This is a genomic window from Spiroplasma poulsonii (genome assembly GCF_009866525.1).
GTDB classification, from domain to species: Bacteria; Bacillota_I; Bacilli_A; order Mycoplasmatales; family Mycoplasmataceae; genus Spiroplasma; species Spiroplasma poulsonii.
Genome location: NZ_CM020866.1, coordinates 343347 through 363946, shown reverse-complemented (window position 1 = coordinate 363946; position 20600 = coordinate 343347). Strand labels below are relative to the sequence as shown.

Genomic DNA, 20600 nt, shown 5'->3' with positions numbered 1-20600 from the left:
AATGAACTTATTAATATTACGAATTTTAACTTTATTAGCAGAGAATTTAGGTAATAAATCAATAATAAATAAATTTGTTAATTTAATTAATAAGGTTAACAAATTTGCTTCATATTATTCTAATCCGCTACAAAAAATTACAAATAAGATTGAAGATATTTATCAGTGGTTAAATCCATTTACTTATTTAGATTTAATTAAAAAGGGTCATAAAAGAGAAATTCAACAAATATTAAGTCAATTAGAAAAAGATAATAATATTAAAAATAGAGAACAATTTAAAAAAGAAAATTATCTAAATACTAATTGACAACCTTTAAATAGTAGTTGACTTGATAGTGGTATGTTTAATATTACAAATAAATTAACTTTAACAGGTAATTTAACTATTTTAATATATACAAAAACAGCAAAACACCCGAAGTTTTATGGTCCCTATGTTTATCCTAGTGTTCCAGTTGAAATTTGAAAATTATTAAGTAATGCCGTTTCTAATGCGGGTACTTTATTTTGACGTTATTGATTAAGAAAATGATTACCTAGTCATTTAAGAAATTATATTAAAAAAAGACTGCCAAGAGGATTAAAAGAAAAATATCCCAAAGGAACTACTAAATTAACATTACCAACAGTTCAAAAATTACAACAAATTAAAAAGTTTATTAATAATTTAAAGATTGGCCATTTTAATTTTAATTTTGCTGGTGAAATTAATAATAAAAAATGGTATCGAGAACGAAAAAGTGATGTTAAAAATATTAAGAATTTATATAAATCACCAGTTAAAAATATGTTTTACAAAACTAATCAAACTATCAAAACAATTAAGAAAACAAAAACAAGAGTTAATAGTTATAAGCCAAGTAATTTAAAAAATAAATATCGTAATCAATTAAGAGGTGTTTTATATGGAAAATAATTTAAGTAATTTGTTATTTATAACAGTTGAAGATGTGAAAGAAAGTAAACTTTGACAACCTATTAATGATAGAAAGCAATCTGCTTGTAATGATAACTTAATTTATAATGCTATTTTAAAAACTAGTTTATGAATGGATAGATTATCAGGTGGGACAATTTCAGATAAAATTAATAAAAAAGATTTGTTTCCTTGAGTAAAAAAAGATAATACTGGTTTAATTGAATATGATAAATGATTAAGTTATATTCAATCGGCTTGTTTATTAGCAGTTATAAATTGATATTTACCAAAAGGAGTTAATGATTTAACTGGTAGTGCTTCATTTTCACAAGGTGGTGTAGCATATTCACAAACTAATGACCCAGAAGCAAATGAAAATATTACTCGTGATGTTAAAAATGCTTTAAAATTAGCAGGTGAAATAATTGATATTATATCTAGTAAAACGGTATCTAGACCGTATAATTATCATTTAGGAAACTATTCTCATCCATGAGAAGAAGAATATAAATATATTACTAAAAAAACATTTTATCCAACATTATTATTTTGATTAAAAGAGCGATTGCAAACAGATGGTTCAATAAATATTACTTATCCAATTATTAATGATTTTTCTAAAATTGATTATAATGAATATATTAAATTAATAGTTCCATTTGATAATAACACGATTTATTATGAAGATAATGTCTGAAAAGCAAAACAAAGTGGTGATATTCCATCATATGGTATTAAAGATAGTGATTTAAATAAAGCTTATATTGATAAGCAAGATGATAAATATATTGTAAAAACATCACAAGATATTATTCTTAAACAAGATAAATTAGTAAGTGGGGAAAATATTAAAACTATTAATGGTAATTCATTATTAGGTAATGGTGATATTTCTATTAGTGTTGGTAATGATTGAGAATTTGTAGATACTAGTGATTTTAAACCAGCAACTGAATATCAAATTAAAGATTTTGATAGTTCTAAATTTAAATATAAAATATGATGTCAATTTTCAATTTTACCATATATGTTTGTAGAAACTTTTAAAGATTTTGATATTGGTTGTGGAATTGTTTGGTATATTGACACAAATGGTCTTATTAGTTCTTATGATAATGTAAATATAGTTAATTTAAAAATTGAAAGAAAATTGGTGAGTTAATTATGAAGCAAGATAAAACAACTTGATTAAAGGGGGCGTTACCTTGAAATTGATTTAAAAAAGACCCTATTCCAACTTATAATTGAACTCATAAAGATATTAGAGAATGAGAAAGAAAATATAAAATTCGTAGTTGAGTAGTTAGTTTTTATACATTGATATTTTTAGCATTAAATTGTTGGTTAGAATATGGAATGATTAATGCAATTAAAGATGATATTAATTGATATAATTATGGTCAATATTGAGGTAATGGCATTGCTATTTTATTAACACCTTTATTTACGTATGGAATTCAGGGCATATTTGTTGCTAGTAGTAAACCAAAAGTAGATATGAAAATTGATATACCAAGATTAAAAATATCTAAAATGGGATTAGTATTTACAATATTACCTTTAATTACTTTAATAATTTCTTTAATTATCATTTGAATTGATAAATCAAAATGAAAAAAAGACCATTTAAGACATTGTTTAGATTGTCGGATTAATCCGCGTGTTATTCAACCAAGATTAGCAAAACAATGAAATAATTTAGATGGCATAACAGAAGAAATATTTAAAAATATACAAAATGAAAATATTAAAAAACAAAAACAAGAAGAAAATAACAAAGAATTAAATTTAAAATAGACTATATATAGGGGCGGTTGATATTTTTGGGTGGTTATATAGTTTAATTTATAAATTATTTTGTTCTGAAAGGATAGATGGCCACTGTTTGAGTAAGAATAAGAAAGGAATTAAATAAAATGAATGAAACATTAATGATTGCTTTACTTGTGTTAGCGGGTGCGGGTGGAATGGGTAGTCTTGGTATTCTAGGATTATCTGCTAAAAAAATTAAAAAATATAAAGCAGAAATTAGAGAATTAAGAACTGCTGTTATTGCTCACGAAAAGCATTTAAGAGGACCTGATTATGCAACAGAATTAGCATTAAAAACAGGTCAAATTAAAAATGTTAAAAAACAAGTTAAAGTAAATGATAAAAAGCAAGCACAAAAAGATGCTATTAAAAAATTAACAAATAGTATTTAAAAAAATAACCTTAATTGGTTATTTTTTATTTTCTAATATTAAGTATAAATTTTTAACTTTACAAATAACTAAATTATTTTCTCCATAATTATTTTTATAATATTCTCAGTATTCAGTTGAATTAATATCTACATCTTGTTTATCAATCCCAATTATATATTCACCACGAGGGTTTTTACAAGGGCGATTACCTTGTTCAGAGCGATAACATAAAATATAATTATTCATATTCTTTATTTCCTTTATCATGTGTTATATAAAAGTTAATAAGATATTCTATTTTTTGAGAATAAGTACTAAAATTTAATTCATTTCAAACTTTTTCTTCGTTTTTATTTAAGTAAATATTAACATTCCTAATTTTGCAAGAATAATATTTTCCAGTTTTTTGATTATATGAATGTTTCATAATATTAACTCTCATAATTAGCAATAATAATGGCATCTCGTAAATGATTACTTATTTTTTCATTCTTATATTTTCAACCTTTACCATATTCATAAGTTAAATTAGTATCTTTTTCATATTTTCATACAGAACTATCATTATATTTACTTAAATTTTCCATATTTTTAACAACTGATTTAGTATGGCGTGGTGATACTCAATTATAACTAACTCAAGTATTTTCAATCGCACCCAGTAATCTTAATAAATCATCTCTATCTTTACTAGCATTAGCAGATGTATATAAACAATCTTCAATATTTAATCCTTTTGGAAAAAGTTCACCTTTATTTTTTACATAATAATCTGAATATAAATATTCATCTATAAATTCATCAATAAATTTATAATGTTCTTTTCAATATTTACTAGTAAATTCATTTTGTTTAATTAATTTATTATCTTCATATATAACAATAGCAGTAGTACCAGTTCCTGATGGGTCAATACCTATTTTTATCATTATCTTAAAAATCTTTCTTTAAATTGATAATAAAAATCTTCGCTTTGCTTTCTAATTATAACTGGTGATAATTTTTCAACATTTAATTCTTCTTTTATTCAATTTTTACCTTTTGAAATAATATCTTGTTCTATTTTTGTATTTGTAATAAAATCTTTAATATTATTAAAATGCTCTTCCCTCATTCAATTTGGATTTAAATTATTAATTTGTTGCTTATTAGTTTCTTTAATAACTTGATTACTATTTTCTTTACTTATTTCAGTACTATCGGGGTCTAATTCATCAGTTGCTATACCAAATGTCTTACACAATCAATAACGAGCACCATAAGTTAAAGCACTACCAACTGCTTTTGCAATATCTGAATTTTGTGCTGATAAAATAATTCCTAATTCTAATTTTTCATCATTTTTATAAAGTGTTAATAAACCTTTTGAATAATAATTTACCATTTTATCATTATTAATAAATGTTGGTTCACCAACTGCTTGAATTGTATAAGTTATATGATGCTCTTTTAATTGTGGTTTTAAAGTTTGATATAAATCACTTTCAGTAAAATAATTATATTTATTAAAATCATTCCTTGCATTTTTACCAACAAAAATATTTATATTAGATTGAATTTCACCAATACTTGCTATTAATGTTTTTTTAGTTTCTTGTTGCATTTTCTCATTCCTCTCTTTCTTGTCATATTAAAATGGCATCTTTAATTTTTTCTAAATCTTGTTTAGTAATATTAACTTTTTCTTTAATTACTATTTTTAATTTTGGATTTATAATTATCATTAATATTTTTTTACTATCTATACAAAAATCTTTTTCTAATAAATAATAAAGTTTTAATTGTCAAATATAGCGTTTAATATCAGTTTCTTCATTAGAACTAGTAATTTTTCAATCACATATTATATATTCATTATCAATAGTTATTCCAATAAAATCAGTTGTACCACACATTAAAGGGTTATAAAGTGTTTTTTCAGTTTCATAATGTTTAAATTTAATATCTTTAAAAGTTTCTTGATATAATTTTGTAAAATTATTAAAAATATCTTTGTGTGATTTTATATCACAATTAATAAACTCAATTAATTCATCATCAAAATTATTTTTTATTCAACAATCAATCATATTATGTAAACATATTCCACGAGTTTGTGCTAATTTTAAAATATTCTCATCAATTTGCGAATAATCTTTTGGCACTAAAATATTAACAATTTGACTAACACTAGGGATTAAAATACTATATTTATGTAATTCATTATTATAAATATATAATGGTTTAATCTCACATGATGGCATCATTATCACCCATTAAATCTTTAATATCTTCTGAACTATAATTTATTTGTTCTTCTGCAATTATTTCTGGTGTTTTTTTAGATAATAATATATCTCTTTTTAAATCATTATTTGTATGTAAAAATTCATAATTAGAAACTTGTACTATTCATTCAGTTTTATTATCTTTATTTTTAAAAGATTGTAAAACACCAGTAACTGCTATTTGACTACCTTTTTGACAATATTTTTGTAAAACAGTTGCTTGTTTATTTCAAACTTGACAAGATATAAAATCAGTTTCTTTTTGAGTAGAATAAGGTCTTATTACTGCTAATTGAAATATGGTATATTCTTTACCATTTTGTGTTTTTTTAATTTCAATATCTTTAGTTGTTCTACCAATTCCAATAAATTTATTCATTATTAAATTTCCTCTAATTCCATTTCTTCAATTAAATTATCAATATATTCATAAGCACTATCTTCTGAATGACATTCTTCTAATGCTAAATTAAATAAATCATCTTCAGTATAAACATAACCATTTTCATCTTTTCACATATTATTCACATCCTTGTCATTTAATATTGTTATCTTCTAAATCAATAATTGTTGTTTCTCATCCTTGTTTATTTTCAACATTACCAGTAATTTTTGCTTCTTCTAATGTATAAAATAATAAAGTTTTAAAATCACCATATTTACTTTTCATTACTAATAAATATCTTTTATTCATAATTTAATTCCTCCTATTTTTAACTCGCTGGCACTCACTCCAAAGTGAAAGTGCCAAAGCGAGAGTTAGTTATATAATTAAGTATTTATCTATTTATTTACTACGCCATCCGCTTCACTACGGGTGAGCGGTGGCGGTATGTTGTTAGTTAAATAATCGACAGTTGTTTTTTTCTTTTGGAGCCAGAGAGTTTTCTCTCTCTTCATCCGCACCATTTCAGGTCAAAACGTTCAGTTTTTAAAATAAATCTACTTGCACCTTGAAGAGCCTAATGCTGACTTTGTGGTTTTTAAACCGCTGTCACTTCTAAGAAGTAATATCTATCGCAAATTTATTTATAAAGTCATTATCTCTATGGTTTATTGTCGTTTGATATTAACCTTGGACTTATCACGACTATCGCTTGTTAAAGCGTCTATTATTTCCGGACTAATTACCGCTGGGCTAGACCGCCTCCTGTGGAATAAAAACACTTAGTTATTTAAAATAACCGTTCCACACTGCATTAAGTTGTAATTTTAATAAAATAATTAACTGAAACAGAGAAAGGACAACACCTTAAATTAGGAGAAAAAACAGAAGACATTTTGTAAAGATTTCTAAGATATTTAATAAATGTGTAACATAACTTAAAGAAGGTATCAAAAAGTTGTGATAAAAGTTTCTATTTTAAGAACTTAAGATGTTGCCCTTTCTCTGAATCAATTAATAATTTTGGTTTTACAAATAAAAAAACCATTTTAGTAAATGGTTTAATTTATTATTCTTATTCAATTTCTATGTATTTTTTAAAACCCTTCTTTTTCCCATGCGACCATAAATTAATTACCGCTTTATTGTTATGACCCTCTTGAAATAAATAAAGTAGTTCATATTCATTAATAAGCATCAATTCCTTTCTAATTACCATTTGTTTTATTACTGTAGCATTTTAATTTGATAAATTAAAATTGCACTCGCAACTGATACATTTAAAGAATCTAAATGACCTGTTGTTGGAATATAAAGGTTAAAATCAGAATGTTTTAGTAGTTTGTGACTAATCCCTGTCCCTTCGTTCCCAACAATTAAACAAACAGGGGTATCATATTTTAATTCGTGCACCTTTTGTGCATCTGTTGTTAAACTTGTTGCATAAATTCAAAAACCTTGTTTTTTTAAATATTCAACCGCATTTGTTAAATTATTTACCCGCGAAACAGGAACATAATTAAAAGCTCCGGCCGAAGTTTTTGCAACCGTGGCATTAATATCAACTTGCCGTTTATCTAAAATAATTACCCCATCAACATTAAACATATCGCAAGTTCGAAGAATGGCACCAAAATTATGCGGGTCAGAAATTTGGTCAAGAACCAATAAAAATGGATGCTTCTTTTGCAAAGCTTCTTGGGTTAGTGTTTCAAGCGAATAATTTTGCGGTTTTAAAATTTCTAACACTAAATTTTGATGTTTATTTGTTTTTACTAATGTGGTCATTTTATCAGAAGAACAAAAAGCAACCTTTAAATGGCGATCTTGGGTTAATTTTAAATAATAATCATTATTTTTACTTTGATCTAATAAATATAATTTATTAACTTTCATTGTTGGGTTTAATAAGGATTCAACAACGGGATTAATTCCATAAATGTATATATATTCTTGCATATTATCTTCCTTTTCCTATTTTATTATGCATAACCAATATTAATAAATTATTTTACAAATATTATAGTTCAATTTGATACTTTTTAATAGTTTCTTTTAATTTTTCGATTGCTCGCTGATAAATTGCCAAGTTTTTTGCTGCTTTACTTGGAAATTTAGGTTCCAAGACTGGGAATCCCAATATTTGCTTTCATTGGTTTTAAATCCTTCTGTTTTGGATTAGTAACATAATTAATTAATGAACCCAAAACGGTTTCTGAAGGTAATTTAATTAACGGCAATTCCATCATATATTGATAAACATTTAAAGCACACAATAACCCTGATGCCGCGGATTCTAAATAACCTTCAACACCAATAATTTGATCCGCAAAAAAGATGTTACTATTTTGTTTAAATTGCAAATATTGATTTAAAATCTTTGGTGCATTAATGTAATTATTTTTATGTAAAACACCATAACGAACAATATCAACATCCGCTAAACCAGGAATAAATTGTTTAATAATTCGTTTTTGTTCTGGTCAGGTTAAATTTGTTTGTCAACCAACCAAATTATATAAACTATCAATCACATTATCTTGGCGTAATTGGACAACAGCAAATGGTTGTTCACCATATTGATTTAAAAGATTATTACTACTCATTGGACCATTTAACAAAATTTTTCGTGATGTTTGCGCCATAACTTCAATTGGTTGACAACCTCTAAAATATTTTTCAAAAGCAGGGATAATAACTCGCTTTGCATTAACTAGTTCTGTCACTAATTGGTCAAATTCTTGCTCTGTTAATGGACAAATAATATAATCTTTCTGTTCGGAATGGCGTGCCCCATAATATGCTTTCGTAAAATCAATTCCCGATTTTGTGATAATTGGTGCTGAACCATCATAATAATATAACGCTTTGTTTCCAATTAACTTTTTTAATTCTGTCTCAAAATTTGGACTAATTAATGGTCCTGCTGCAATAATGGTAACTTGTTGTGGGTCAATTGTCACAAATTCATCGTAAATAATAGAAATATTAGGATGATTCAATAATGTTGTTGTAATTTTTGTAGAAAACAATTCACGATCAACACTAAGAGCGTCATCTCCTGGTACTTGTACTTCATAAGTTGTTTTTAAAATTAATGAATCCAATAATTTTAATTCTTCTTTTAAAATGCCAATCGCATTTTCTTTTGACACACTACGAAAAGAATTAGAACAAACTAATTCGGCAAAAGTTTCTAATTTTTGTACCGAATTCTTTTGCTTGCTCTTTCCTTCATATAAGTTAACTTTTAATCCTCGTTTTGCTAATTGATATGCAATTTCTGAACCAGCTAAACCAGCACCAAAAATATTAATTTCTTTTGTCTTCATAAGTTTAAAAAATATCTTTTTCTAATAAAACTTTACGAAGCTCATCAGCTTTAACAAAATCTTTGCTATCTTTAGATTTAATTCATTCCAATAAATATTCCCGAATTTCACCACTAATAACCGGTAATTTAAAATTAAAATTCATAATATTAAAAATAATATTATAAAAATCACTAGCTAATTGCAAATCTAACATTTTATTACGTAATTGTGTATTGATCATTTTTATCATCTGACTAATAATTGTCAAAACATTAGGGCTATTTAAATTATTAGCTAATTCAGCAAGAACCTTTTTAACATATTCACCGTGCTTTTCTAAATTATAACTTAAATCATATTCTGCTAAAAATAAATTAATTGCTTTCAAAACCTTTAAAATCTTGTCAATTTCATTTTGAACAACACCAATAATAGTATCAGTGACATTTAAAGGTTGCGTATAATTAGTTGCATATAACAAGTAGCGCAACGCATTAGCACCATATGATTTAATAAAATCACGAACTAAAATAGTATTATCTAATGATTTACTCATTTTTTCATCTGCAACATTTAAATGCCCATTATGCATTAAAATTTTACTAATTTCTTTTCCTTTATTTTTAGCAAAAAATTGAATTCGTTCATTTTCATGATGCGGAAAAACCAAATCAATCCCCCCAGCATGAATATCAATTGTTTGATGGTTAAAAAATTTATCAATTAAAACCGCACATTCTGTATGTCATCCTGGACGACCCCGATATTTTTGACCATTAATATCATAAAATGGAAACGAAAGCCCTGTCGAAGTATTTTTCCACAAAGCAAAATCATATTGACTATGTTTATTTGCATCATGTTCAATCCGTGCATTAACTTCTAATTCTGCTAACTTTTTATTAGCTAAACAACCATAAACTTCTTGATATTCTTTAATATTAAAATAAACATTACCATTAACTTCATATGCGGCCCCAATTTGAACTAATGCTTGAATAAAAATAACAATATCATTAATATGATCAGTAACCCGTACCCGCGCTGTTGGCGTTTTAACATTTAAATTAGTAACATCTTCTTCAAACGCTTGAATATAAAATTCAGCAATTTCTTGTTCCGTTTTATTTTCCATAACAGCTTTATTAATGATTTTATCATCAATATCCGTATAATTTTGCACATAGTTAACTTCAATCCCTTGAAATTGTAGAAAACTAACTAATAAATCAACACTAATAATAGCGCGCGCATTACCAATATGGATATAATTGTAAACTGTTGGTCCACATGCATAAATATTAACTTTTTTTGTTTGACCATAATCTGTAAAATCACGAGTCAAAGTATTATATAATCTCATACTTCACCCTCTTATCTATTTGATTCAAATTCCATTTTCTTCAAATGAAACAAAAGCATTTGAATATCAGCTGGATTAATCCCCGAAATCCGGTTTGCTTGGCCAATTGAAATAGGACGAATCTTTTTAAATTTTTCTCGTGCTTCAAGTGCCAAATTATCTACTAAATCATAATTTAAACTAGCAGGAATCAATTTATTTTCTAATTTAATTGTTTTTAAAGCAATTTCTTGTTCTTTTTTAATATATCCTTCAAAGCGAATGTTAATTAATAGATTTTGTTTTAAAAATGATTTTAAGTTTTGTAAAGGTAGTAACTCCTCTTCTAAATATTTTAACTCAATATTTGGTCGTTTTAACAAATTATATCCCGAGATTCGTTCCGTAATATTGGCAATTCCTAACGTTGCTAACTTTTGAATAATTGGTGATTTTACAGTAAAATAAGTATCTTTTAATAATTGGATTACCTCATTATAGTTTTTTACATTTGTTTGATATTCATTTCAACTTTGTTCATCAATTAAACCAAACTGATGAGCATATTTTTTTAACCGTTCTTCAGCATTATCGTTTCGTAATAATAAGCGATATTCTGCGCGAGAAGTTAGTAACCGATAAGGTTCTTCGGTTCCTTTTGTAATTAAATCATCAATTAAAACACCAATATAGGCTTGATCACGACGTAAAATAAATGGTTCTTGATTATTAATACTCAATACCGCATTAATTCCCGCCATTAAACCTTGGCAAGCAGCTTCCTCATAACCACTTGTTCCGTTAATTTGTCCAGCAGTATATAAATTCTTAATTCGTTTTGTTTCTAACGTGTGGGCCAATTGGGTTGGAACAATTGCATCATATTCAATTGCATATGCTCATTTTAAAACTTCAACATTTTCAAAACCAGGTAATGAACGGAGCATCTTATCTTGAACATCAATTGGCATTGATGTTGAAAATCCTTGCACATAAATTGTATTTAAACTCTTTGACTCTGGTTCTAAAAAGATTTGGTGACGAGGTTTATTAGCAAACCGAACAATCTTATCTTCAAAACTAGGACAATAACGTGGGCCAGTTCCTTTCACATTTTCAGAATACATTGCTGATAAAGGCAAATGATCTTGCACAATAGTGTGCGTGGTTGGGGTCGAATGAATTAATCAACATAATTTTTGTTCTTGTAACGGGGTAAATTTTTTGGTAGCATAAGAAAAAGCTAACTTCATATCAGTTCCTGGTTCTGGTTGTGCTTTCGTATAATCAATTGAAGTATTAAGAACACGAGCGGGTGTTCCTGTTTTTAGCCGAAATAATTCAAACCCTAAGTGTTTTAATTGTGTTGATAACCCCGCTGTTGTAATATCTCCATCAGGTCCTTGTGCCTTTTTTTCTTTTCCTTGTAAAACTAATGATTGCATATATGTTCCTGTTGTTAAAATAACTTTTTTCGCAAAAAATTGGGTTTGATCTTTTAAAACAACACCATAACAAACATTATTATCATCAACCAACAAACTTTGCACTGCTCCTTCATATAATTCCAAATTAACTTGGTTTTCAATAACAGTTTGCATATATTTTGCATATTTAATTTTATCTGATTGTGCTCGTAATGCTCATACTGCTGGACCACGAGAAGAATTTAATAATTTCATTTGTAAAGCAGTCGCATCAGCAACTTTGGCCATTTCACCACCAATAGCATCAATTTCACGAACAACAATGCCTTTTGCTGGGCCACCAATTGAGGGATTACATGGCATTAAGGCAATTTTATCTTTATGTAAAGTAATTAACAATGTTTTTTTCTGCATTCTAGCAGCAACTAAACTTGCTTCAACACCAGCATGTCCAGCCCCAATAACAATTACATCGTATTCTTTCATTAAAATCCCTCCTTTAAATTATTTTACTGATTTAATTCTGCTTCAATTCGTTTTAATTCTTGTTCAACATTTAAACGTTCAAATAAATTTGCTTTTTTCTCTATCCTTTTATTATATATCATTTCTTGACTTAAAATTGTTGAAAATGTTAAATTTTGTAAATCAATGTTAAAGTAATCCGCAATTTTTTGCGCGTGATCAATTAATACTGGTTGTAATAAAAAGGCACTAACAATAATAACATAAGCTAGCGTTGCTAATGTTGTATGTAATTGGGTTGTTTCTTGATTCTTTTCTAATTCTCATGGTTTACTTTCTTCAATATATTTATTTGCTTTATTACATAATTCTAAAACAATACTTAATGCTTTTGCAATTTGATAATTATTCATTACTATTTGATAATTTTTAATTGCTAACAAACAACTATCAATTAAATCATTTTTTAATGTTCCTTGCGATAAAAGTTCCCCATTAAAATATTTGCTAATCATATTACTGACACGTGATACTAAGTTTCCAATATTATTGACTAGATGAGTATTATATGATTCTAAAAACATTTCATAAGAAAATTTCCCATCATGATCAGTTGGAATTTCATATCCTAAATAAAATCTTAAAACATCACGACCATACTGATAAATTAAATATAATGGGTCAACAACATTACCAATTGATTTACTCATCTTTGTATCTTTGAATAAAATTCAACCATGGGATAAAAGTTTATTTGGCTGACGTAACCCCAAGCTTTCTAACATACTTGGTCAATAAATGGTATGGAACCGAGCAATTTCTTTTCCTAATAATTGCAAAATTTCAACATTTGTGTTATTTCAAAATTTATTAAATAATGTTTCATCTTCTGATAAATAACCTAATGCTGTTAAGTAATTAGATAACGCATCAATTCAAACATAAATAATATGTTTGTTATTTTCTAATGTTTTAATTCCTCACGAAAAAGTTGTTCTTGTTACTGACAAGTCAGTTAATCCTGGTAGAATAAAATTATTTAACATTTCATTTTTTCTAGCTTCTGGTTCAATAAAAGTTGGGTGAGAATTATAATAATTAATTAAAAACTGGCTATACTTTGAAACTTTAAAAAAATAAGTTTCTTCTTTAACTTTCTTTGGTTTGTTCCCGCACACCAAACATTGCTGCGTTATTTTATCTAATTGTGATTCTGTTAAAAACTCCTCACAACTAACACAATATAAGCCCTCATATTCACCTAAATAAATATCTCCTTTATGATATAATTTACTAAAAATCTTTTGAACCCCTTGTTCATGAGCCTGATCTGTTGTGCGAATAAATTTTGAATACTCAATGCCTAATTTATTTCATAATAACTTAAAATTATTAACAATCATTGTTGTAAATTCAAATGGTGTAACACCCGCTTCTTTTGCTTTCTTTTCAATTTTTTCACCATGTTCATCACTACCGGTTAAGAAAAAGGTTTCATAGCCATCTAACTTCTTATAACGGTTTAAAATATCCGCTAAGGTTGTTGTATAAGCATGGCCAATGTGTAATTGGGCACTTGGATAATAAATTGGGGTTGTAACATAAAATAATTTCTTGTTCTGACTCATAATATCCCTCTCATTTTTATAATTGCTAATATAAATTATATCGCATTTTCTGTTTATCAGATAAATAAAAAAATAGTTATCATTATAACTATTTTTCATTAACAATAATTTATCTTGTTACTTCACTTAGTTTGCGAGAAGAAATACTACGTAAGCCTTCTCCTAGCAATTCTGTCATTTGATAAGCAATATAAATAAAATCAATGTCATCAATACGATTATCGTAATTTTCCTTTAAAATCTTAGTTGCCTGTTTATATAATTTATTATTGTAAACTTTAACATCTAATTTCTCTTTGAAATAACTAAAAGATAATGTTTTAGCATTTAACAATAAGGAATCAATTCGCAGCGATAATGTTTTATAGGTGTCAGCTAACGCTAATTCCAATCGATATGTAAAATCATCTTCAGTAATAACACGACCACTATTTCGAATTCAAAGCACATTGTCATATAACAATTGAATCGGATTAGTGGAATCACGAATTTTTTCAATACTTAAGACTAATTTTAATTGGTCGCGAATATTATGAAAGTGTTTCTCTAAAATAGGATTCTTCATTTTAATAATCTCCTTCAATACTTCAGCCATTTAACAGCACTGTTATAAATACGCAAAAGGTATTATTATTCAGTTTTATTAATTATAAGATTAGTTTCTTATATATAATTATCATAACATAAGAAATATATTTTTCTAAAAAAATAAAAAACACTAAAAAATTTTTAGTGCTTCTTACTTTTAATTAAACTGTTGCAAAGTATAATAATGTTCGTACCATTTGTGATACATATGATATTTCGTTATCATATCATGCATATACTTTAACTAATTGTTTCCCATCAACTTCAATAATTTTTGTTAATGTGGCATCAAAGATTGATCCATGTGATTCGCCAATAATATCTGATGAAACAATTGGTTGCGTATTATAACCAAAAGTTTCTGATTCAGCTGCTTTCATTGCATTATTAATTTCATCAACTGTTGTTGTTTTTTTCAATTCAACTGCTAAGTCAACAATTGAACCGGTAATTGTTGGGACACGTAACGCCATTCCATCAAACTTACCTTTTAATTGTGGCAATACTAATGCTACGGCTGCGGCTGCTCCAGTTTTAGTTGGAACAATATTAGAACAGGCAGCGCGCGCTCTTCTTAAATCATCATGAGCTAAATCTAATAAACGTTGGTCGTTTGTAACAGCATGAACAGTTGTCATGTATCCTTTTTCAATTCCAAATTTTTCATCTAGAACTTTAGCCATTGGTGCTAAACAGTTTGTGGTACAACTTGCTCCCGAAATAACAGTATCATCTTTTGTGATATCCTTATGGTTAACATTGTAAACAATCGTTTTAACATCAGTTCCTTTTGCTGGCGCTGAAATTAAAACTTTTTTTGCTCCTGCTGTAATATGTTGTGAAGCTCCTGCTTTATCAGCAAATCTTCCTGTTGATTCAACAACAACATCCACTCCTAATTTCCCTCATGGCAAAGCGGTTGGATTTTTTTCTGCACAAACAACTACTTTCTTTCCATTAACAATAATAGCATTTTCTTCTGAAGAAATTTTTCCACGCATTCATCCCCCTTGGGCTGAATCAAGTTCTAATAATGTTGCTAATGTTTTTGCATCTGTTAAATCATTAATTGCGACAATTTCAACATTTTTTTCTTCAAATAATTTTCTAAATGCTAAACGGCCAATACGTCCAAATCCGTTAATTGCAATTTTTGTCATCTACTCTTTCTCCTCTACTAGTTTAATAACTTAGTCTGCAATAAAACATTGCATCCTTACTCTTATTTTACAACCTCGTTCCTTAATTTGCAAGAAATTTAGAAAATATCCAAATAAAGCAAGCACAAAAAACTAGAAATCTTCATTGTGAATTAAAAACTCATTTTCATCATCAACTGCTGCTTCAAATAATAATGGGTCACCATATAAATCTAATGCAATCGCTTCAAAAGCTAACAACGAATTTGCTTGCTTTAGCTTTTCAAATTCTTTCATATCCATTGCATAATATTCTGCCATTTCCGTTAATTCTTGTACTATTTCTGGCCGTGTTTTATGTTTTAATAAACTAAAAGAAGCTTCTAAACTACGATATGCTGGATCATCTTTTGCTAGCGTTTCATGCACAGCCAAATATTCGGCCAGAATTTTTTGTTTTTGTTCTTTTAAAAGATTGAATTTTTCTAATGATAAATAATGTTTATCAATAAATGCTTCTTTGTCTTGTTATCATTCATTTAAAAATAAAATTCGATGTAAATCACGTTCAAAACATTCAAACTTAAGCTTATCATCTGGGTCTGGTTTATCATAATCAAATCAATAATTTTTAATTAGATATTCTTTTTTATCTTTTGTTATTACTTTAATCCCAACTTGTGGTTCATATCAATATTTTTGAACATCTAAATATAAAATATCTTGCACCTTATTTTTTTGATCATATCCTTTAAAAAAATATTTATGTAGTTCATACTTTAGCATAATCATTATCACTTCTCCTACTACTTCCAATCAATTCTAATTCTGTTGCCAGTCCTCGAATCCGATCAACAATCCGCAACGCTTTTACCTTATTAATTTCCTTATCACCAATTTCATTTTTAACATTAGCATAAATTGTTGTTAATGCAGTTGTTGTAAAATTAGAAGAAAAAAAAGTTGGTAACTGGCGGCTGATCCGATCATTTAAAATTCGAAATAATAAATCATCACGAACTCATGGTGAAACAGTTTCTCCACCAATGTCATCTAAAAATAAAACATCGGCTCGTAATAAGTCCACAACTAACGAGGATTCGTTATTAAAAATATTAAATGACTCTTTTACGCGGTTAATTAAATTAATTACTGAAATAAAAGCAACCTTCCGATTATTATTTGCTAAAACATTAGCTAATCTAATTAATAAATAAGTTTTCCCAACCCCCGGTTCACCATAAATATATAATCCTTTTTGGCGTTGTCCTTTAACAAATTTAACCATTTCACCAATAATCTGATGCATATTATTGAAGTTTTCATCTTTTTTAATATCATTTAAACGAAGTTTTAATAACTCATCACTAAAGTCATAGTAAAGATAATTATTTTTAACTTTGTTTACTTCGTTCAATGTTATAGTATGGTTACACTCAACCCGTGTTAAAAATAACTTGTCAGCTTCTTTTTTAAAATAATATTTATAACCTTTAAATTGTTGTTGACACAATAATAAATTCGGACTAGATTCACAGTAATGATAATTATTTAAATATTCTTCAAAGAGCGAACTAAACTTTTCATAATCATTAACATCAAAAGCAATTGCTTGCAAATTAAGCATTAACTCTTCATTACTCTTAATTTGTTCTAACAAATTTAGTTTTGTCATTCCTGTGTCTCCTCTTTTGAAAATTATTTTATAAGTTTTTTAAATCATCTAATAATTGGTTAAGGTCAACCTTTTCTTCTTCTCGTTTTTGTCGTTTTTGTTCATAAAGTTTATTATATTCTAACGCTGCCATGTTATCTTTCGCCGTTGTTTCTTTAAATTTATAAGTAGTACTTTTAATTGTTTCTTTTGCAATTTTATTTTTTTGCGTCTTCGCATAAGCACTACGTAAATGTTGCATTGCCTTATCAACTGTGTCAATTTGTAATTGATTAAAAGTATTTGCAATTTTTTCACAATATTTTCTTTCAATTCGACGAGAATTTTTAAACCAAACATATTCAATTAAGCAATTAACAACCCCTGGCTTTAACGAATAATTAACAATTAAATCACGAATTAAATCAATTTCCATTGGCGTTGGTTTTGTGTTTTCGCGTAATAAAGTTAAATATTCAATTGGATCAATTGATGTCATTTCATTAATTTTTGCTTCTAACATATTTGTTGGCCTTACAACATTTTCTTCATTAACAGTTAAGTTTAACTGCTCTCCAGTTATTTGTTTTTTCAAAATTGTTTTTTGATGAAAATCAGATAATAAATGTTGAAATTTTTCATAATTAAAAATACGTTTTTGCTCAACTAGTTCAATACTCTTATAAATAAAAATAGCAAGATTATTTGTTAAAACATGGTAATAATTTGCTAGTTGAATGATTTTTTCACGATATGGGAGATATAATTTATGATTGGCGTTTTTAGCTACTAAGTACTTATCAATATAAACAAAATCTAAATTAACATTGGTCCTATTTAGTGGTGGTGCTGGTTCATTAGTAACATTAGAATAATCTGCTTCGCTAAATTTAGCTTTAATAATTGCAAAACATTTACCGCCAACAATATTTAATAAGTGCTCACTTAAGATTTTATTTTCAAAAAAAGCAATTGCAGAAATAGGTAATTGCGGTTTTAAAATATGATGCGCACCATTTTCGCGTTTTAACATTTTTAACAATCCAATTGTTTCTAATTTATTTTTTGCTGTCAAAAACTCTTCATATGTCATTTGTAATAATAATAAAAGATGGTCTAATTGATACTTAATATTTAATTCTAAAACAAAATTTTGTGCTGTAAAAGCAAGATATAACATATGTGCTTTATCGCCAATAATTGGACGATATAAACATAAAAGCAGCATACGTTCATCATCTGATAACTGGTTTTCTTGTTTTATTAAATATGTAACCACTTTCCCCAACATTTTTTCACATTCCTCTTCACTTAAATTTCACTAATAATATTACAACTAACAAATAATAAGTAAATATAAATTAACAAAATCATAATATCTGTTTAGTTATCCACAAATATTTTTAATAAAAAGTCTTATTTTTATTAGATTTTTAAAAGTTTTGCACATATAAACAATTTTTAATTATTAGAAGAATTACGTTTTCTAAATTTAAATGGCATTAATGCTAACGCCTTGTTTTGCGCACACCACAAAGTAATGCTGTGCCGTGATGTAATTAATTTATATAAAATAGTAAAATTAGAAATTGTCATTGGTAAATAAATTGCCATTTGAATTGGAAACTTAACGGCTTTTGCAATAAATGTTGCTCCTAACACAACTGAATTTCAACCAATTGAATATAGTCATAAAACATTAAATCCAAATGAAATTAACATAAAGGAAATAATATATAACATAATTGTTTTTATAATTCAGAATTTTTCATTTTTAGAAAGAAAAACAATGCTGCCCATAAAACCATAAAGGACAAGATTAAAGGCAAAACCACCATGGTAAGTTCCTTGAATATTAACTAAGGCTCCTAAAGTATCAGTGGCAATTCCACTTAAAACACCAAAGAAAGGCCCAAATAACATTCCAACAACAAAAATTAAAAAGTTACCTAATGCTAACTTAATTCCTCCTGTAATTGGAATTGTGTAACCAATTAAATTTGTTAAAATAACTGATAATGCAATCAATAGACTTGTGATTGTTATTGTTAAAATATTAATTTTTTTTAAATTTTTATAATCTAATCAAGCGCCAATTCCAAGTAACAGGGCAATCCCTAATCAAGCGCCAATATTTGTTAATAAATACAACATACTTTACATCCTTTCTAAATAAAACTGATATACTAACGGAATAAAATATAACGATCCACAAATTAAAATATTTTTTGTTTTATTTTGTAATAATAATTTCTTTCAATTTTTAACTTTATTATGAAAATTAATGTCCGTAATATCTCACGACATTGGGTTTTTAAAAGCAGTAATATATAAATTTGTCCCAAAATGTTCTTTTAACAACGTTAAGTTTTGCAAATAATCTTTCTTTTGCGATGATGCATATAACACTAGCACCTCATTATGATTTAAATTATTTAACGTTTCAAATGTATGAATGCAAGCACGAATTCCTTCTGGATTATGCGCACCATCAATAATAAAGTACGGATTTTTACTCAACTGGGTAAAACGGCCCAAGACCGGATTTACTTTAAAAAGTGCATAGTTAATTTTAAACTTAAAAACTGTCAAAAACTTAATTACTAATCCAACATTAAATTCCTGATAATAATTAATTGCTTGCGGATAAACTTCGCTTGTAATAATTCTATCCGAATTAAGATATTTTGCAATAACAGAAAAATATTTTTGACAACTTGCACTAATAAAAAGTTGGCAATCATTTTTAACAATTCCCACTTTATTTTGAATAATACTTTCTAATTCTGTTCCTAAAACTTCGGTGTGGTCATAATCAAATGAAGTCAATAACACCGCTAGTTGATTATTAAAAACATTAGTTGCATCTAATCGTCCACCAATGCCAGCTTCAATAACAGCAATTTCAACTTGTTGTTCTAAAAAATATTTAATACAAATTAAAACTCAAATTTCAAAAAAATTTAACTGATAAGTTTCAATTTCGTTTTTAATACTTTTAATAATTCGTTTTAAATCATTATCACTAATAACTTGGTTATTAATTTTAATTCGTTCATTGTGCTTTAAAAATGCTGGTGAAGTAAAAAGACCAACTTTTTTATAATTCAACATTAGTTGGCGTTGCAAATAATTAGAAACAGAACCTTTGCCATTAGTTCCAACAACATTAATAACTTGAATTTTATCTTGTCCATTATGATATTTTTCTACTAATAGTTTTGTTAAATTATACTCTTTCTTAAACAAAGCAGCTTTAAAAAGTTGTTTCTTAACATCCATC

Annotated in this window: 25 protein-coding genes; 4 read left to right on the top strand and 21 right to left on the bottom strand. The window is 26.9% G+C overall.

Annotated features, from left to right (window positions below; translation table 4 throughout):
* Window position 1 precedes the first annotated feature (1 nt).
* From MSROBK_RS01960 to MSROBK_RS01945, 4 genes are all read left to right on the top strand, one after another.
* Complete coding sequence (locus MSROBK_RS01960; protein ID WP_040093811.1) at window positions 2–919, top strand: hypothetical protein; 918 nt, start codon at window positions 2–4, stop codon at window positions 917–919.
* Window positions 909–2084, top strand: coding sequence for a hypothetical protein (locus MSROBK_RS01955; RefSeq protein ID WP_105628885.1), 1176 nt, complete (start codon window positions 909–911; stop codon window positions 2082–2084). The genes MSROBK_RS01960 and MSROBK_RS01955 overlap by 11 nt, the downstream gene beginning before the upstream one ends.
* 2 nt (window positions 2085–2086) lie before the next feature.
* Window positions 2087–2719, top strand: a complete 633-nt coding sequence (locus tag MSROBK_RS01950) for a hypothetical protein (RefSeq protein ID WP_040093812.1) — start codon at window positions 2087–2089, stop codon at window positions 2717–2719.
* Between the two features lie 77 nt (window positions 2720–2796).
* Window positions 2797–3126 carry a hypothetical protein gene (locus tag MSROBK_RS01945; protein WP_133165044.1) on the top strand — a complete coding sequence of 110 codons (330 nt, stop codon included), beginning with the start codon at window positions 2797–2799 and terminating at the stop codon, window positions 3124–3126.
* Between the two features lie 18 nt (window positions 3127–3144).
* Here the strand turns inward: MSROBK_RS01945 and MSROBK_RS01940 are convergent, their stop codons facing one another.
* The 21 genes from MSROBK_RS01940 to MSROBK_RS01840 all read right to left on the bottom strand — a co-directional run bounded on the left by MSROBK_RS01940 (window position 3145) and on the right by MSROBK_RS01840 (window position 20599).
* Complete coding sequence (locus MSROBK_RS01940) at window positions 3145–3354, bottom strand: hypothetical protein (RefSeq protein WP_040093953.1); 210 nt, start codon at window positions 3352–3354, stop codon at window positions 3145–3147.
* Complete coding sequence (locus MSROBK_RS01935; RefSeq protein ID WP_105628883.1) at window positions 3347–3550, bottom strand: hypothetical protein; 204 nt, start codon at window positions 3548–3550, stop codon at window positions 3347–3349. Before MSROBK_RS01935 ends, MSROBK_RS01940 begins: the two co-directional genes overlap by 8 nt.
* Window positions 3540–4037 carry a hypothetical protein gene (locus tag MSROBK_RS01930; protein ID WP_105628882.1) on the bottom strand — a complete coding sequence of 166 codons (498 nt, stop codon included), beginning with the start codon at window positions 4035–4037 and terminating at the stop codon, window positions 3540–3542. Before MSROBK_RS01930 ends, MSROBK_RS01935 begins: the two co-directional genes overlap by 11 nt.
* Entirely contained in the window at window positions 4037–4711 is a 675-nt protein-coding gene (locus MSROBK_RS01925; RefSeq protein WP_105628881.1) for an ERF family protein, read from the bottom strand. The genes MSROBK_RS01930 and MSROBK_RS01925 overlap by 1 nt, the downstream gene beginning before the upstream one ends.
* Window positions 4695–5351, bottom strand: coding sequence for a hypothetical protein (locus tag MSROBK_RS01920; RefSeq protein WP_105628880.1), 657 nt, complete (start codon window positions 5349–5351; stop codon window positions 4695–4697). The genes MSROBK_RS01925 and MSROBK_RS01920 overlap by 17 nt, the downstream gene beginning before the upstream one ends.
* Window positions 5332–5754 (bottom strand): single-stranded DNA-binding protein, encoded by a 423-nt coding sequence (locus MSROBK_RS01915; protein ID WP_105628879.1) that lies wholly within the window; start codon window positions 5752–5754, stop codon window positions 5332–5334. Before MSROBK_RS01915 ends, MSROBK_RS01920 begins: the two co-directional genes overlap by 20 nt.
* A gap of 2 nt (window positions 5755–5756) precedes the next feature.
* Window positions 5757–5894 carry a hypothetical protein gene (locus MSROBK_RS01910; protein WP_157944221.1) on the bottom strand — a complete coding sequence of 46 codons (138 nt, stop codon included), beginning with the start codon at window positions 5892–5894 and terminating at the stop codon, window positions 5757–5759.
* Between the two features lies 1 nt (window position 5895).
* The gene (locus MSROBK_RS01905; protein WP_157944220.1) at window positions 5896–6069 is read right to left on the bottom strand and encodes a hypothetical protein; all 174 of its coding nucleotides are present in this window, start codon (window positions 6067–6069) and stop codon (window positions 5896–5898) included.
* A 918-nt stretch (window positions 6070–6987) separates the two neighbouring features.
* Window positions 6988–7719, bottom strand: a complete 732-nt coding sequence (gene rlmB, locus MSROBK_RS01900) for a 23S rRNA (guanosine(2251)-2'-O)-methyltransferase RlmB (RefSeq protein ID WP_105628878.1) — start codon at window positions 7717–7719, stop codon at window positions 6988–6990.
* Between the two features lie 155 nt (window positions 7720–7874).
* Complete coding sequence (gene trmFO / locus MSROBK_RS01895) at window positions 7875–9092, bottom strand: methylenetetrahydrofolate--tRNA-(uracil(54)-C(5))-methyltransferase (FADH(2)-oxidizing) TrmFO (RefSeq protein ID WP_227991363.1); 1218 nt, start codon at window positions 9090–9092, stop codon at window positions 7875–7877.
* Between the two features lie 4 nt (window positions 9093–9096).
* Window positions 9097–10437, bottom strand: a complete 1341-nt coding sequence (gene cysS / locus MSROBK_RS01890; RefSeq protein WP_105628877.1) for a cysteine--tRNA ligase — start codon at window positions 10435–10437, stop codon at window positions 9097–9099.
* An 11-nt stretch (window positions 10438–10448) separates the two neighbouring features.
* Window positions 10449–12332, bottom strand: coding sequence for a tRNA uridine-5-carboxymethylaminomethyl(34) synthesis enzyme MnmG (gene mnmG, locus MSROBK_RS01885; RefSeq protein ID WP_174842691.1), 1884 nt, complete (start codon window positions 12330–12332; stop codon window positions 10449–10451).
* A 20-nt stretch (window positions 12333–12352) separates the two neighbouring features.
* Window positions 12353–13936, bottom strand: a complete 1584-nt coding sequence (metG, locus tag MSROBK_RS01880; RefSeq protein WP_040092809.1) for a methionine--tRNA ligase — start codon at window positions 13934–13936, stop codon at window positions 12353–12355.
* A gap of 109 nt (window positions 13937–14045) precedes the next feature.
* Window positions 14046–14501, bottom strand: a complete 456-nt coding sequence (locus MSROBK_RS01875) for a hypothetical protein (RefSeq protein WP_040092807.1) — start codon at window positions 14499–14501, stop codon at window positions 14046–14048.
* A gap of 184 nt (window positions 14502–14685) precedes the next feature.
* On the bottom strand, window positions 14686–15684 hold the full coding sequence (gap, locus tag MSROBK_RS01870) for a type I glyceraldehyde-3-phosphate dehydrogenase (RefSeq protein WP_040092805.1): 999 nt from the start codon (window positions 15682–15684) through the stop codon (window positions 14686–14688).
* A gap of 132 nt (window positions 15685–15816) precedes the next feature.
* The gene (locus MSROBK_RS01865) at window positions 15817–16098 is read right to left on the bottom strand and encodes a hypothetical protein (RefSeq protein WP_040092804.1); all 282 of its coding nucleotides are present in this window, start codon (window positions 16096–16098) and stop codon (window positions 15817–15819) included.
* Window positions 16099–16191: 93 nt separating this feature from the next.
* Window positions 16192–16455, bottom strand: coding sequence for a hypothetical protein (locus MSROBK_RS01860; protein ID WP_040092803.1), 264 nt, complete (start codon window positions 16453–16455; stop codon window positions 16192–16194).
* On the bottom strand, window positions 16427–17338 hold the full coding sequence (locus MSROBK_RS01855; protein ID WP_040092802.1) for an ATP-binding protein: 912 nt from the start codon (window positions 17336–17338) through the stop codon (window positions 16427–16429). Before MSROBK_RS01855 ends, MSROBK_RS01860 begins: the two co-directional genes overlap by 29 nt.
* 28 nt (window positions 17339–17366) lie before the next feature.
* On the bottom strand, window positions 17367–18608 hold the full coding sequence (locus MSROBK_RS01850) for a DnaD domain protein (RefSeq protein ID WP_040092801.1): 1242 nt from the start codon (window positions 18606–18608) through the stop codon (window positions 17367–17369).
* A 170-nt stretch (window positions 18609–18778) separates the two neighbouring features.
* A complete protein-coding gene (locus MSROBK_RS01845; protein WP_040092800.1) occupies window positions 18779–19471 on the bottom strand; it encodes a folate family ECF transporter S component in 693 nt (230 codons plus the stop codon).
* Between the two features lie 3 nt (window positions 19472–19474).
* Complete coding sequence (locus MSROBK_RS01840) at window positions 19475–20599, bottom strand: bifunctional folylpolyglutamate synthase/dihydrofolate synthase (RefSeq protein ID WP_040092799.1); 1125 nt, start codon at window positions 20597–20599, stop codon at window positions 19475–19477.
* Window position 20600: the final 1 nt, after the last annotated feature.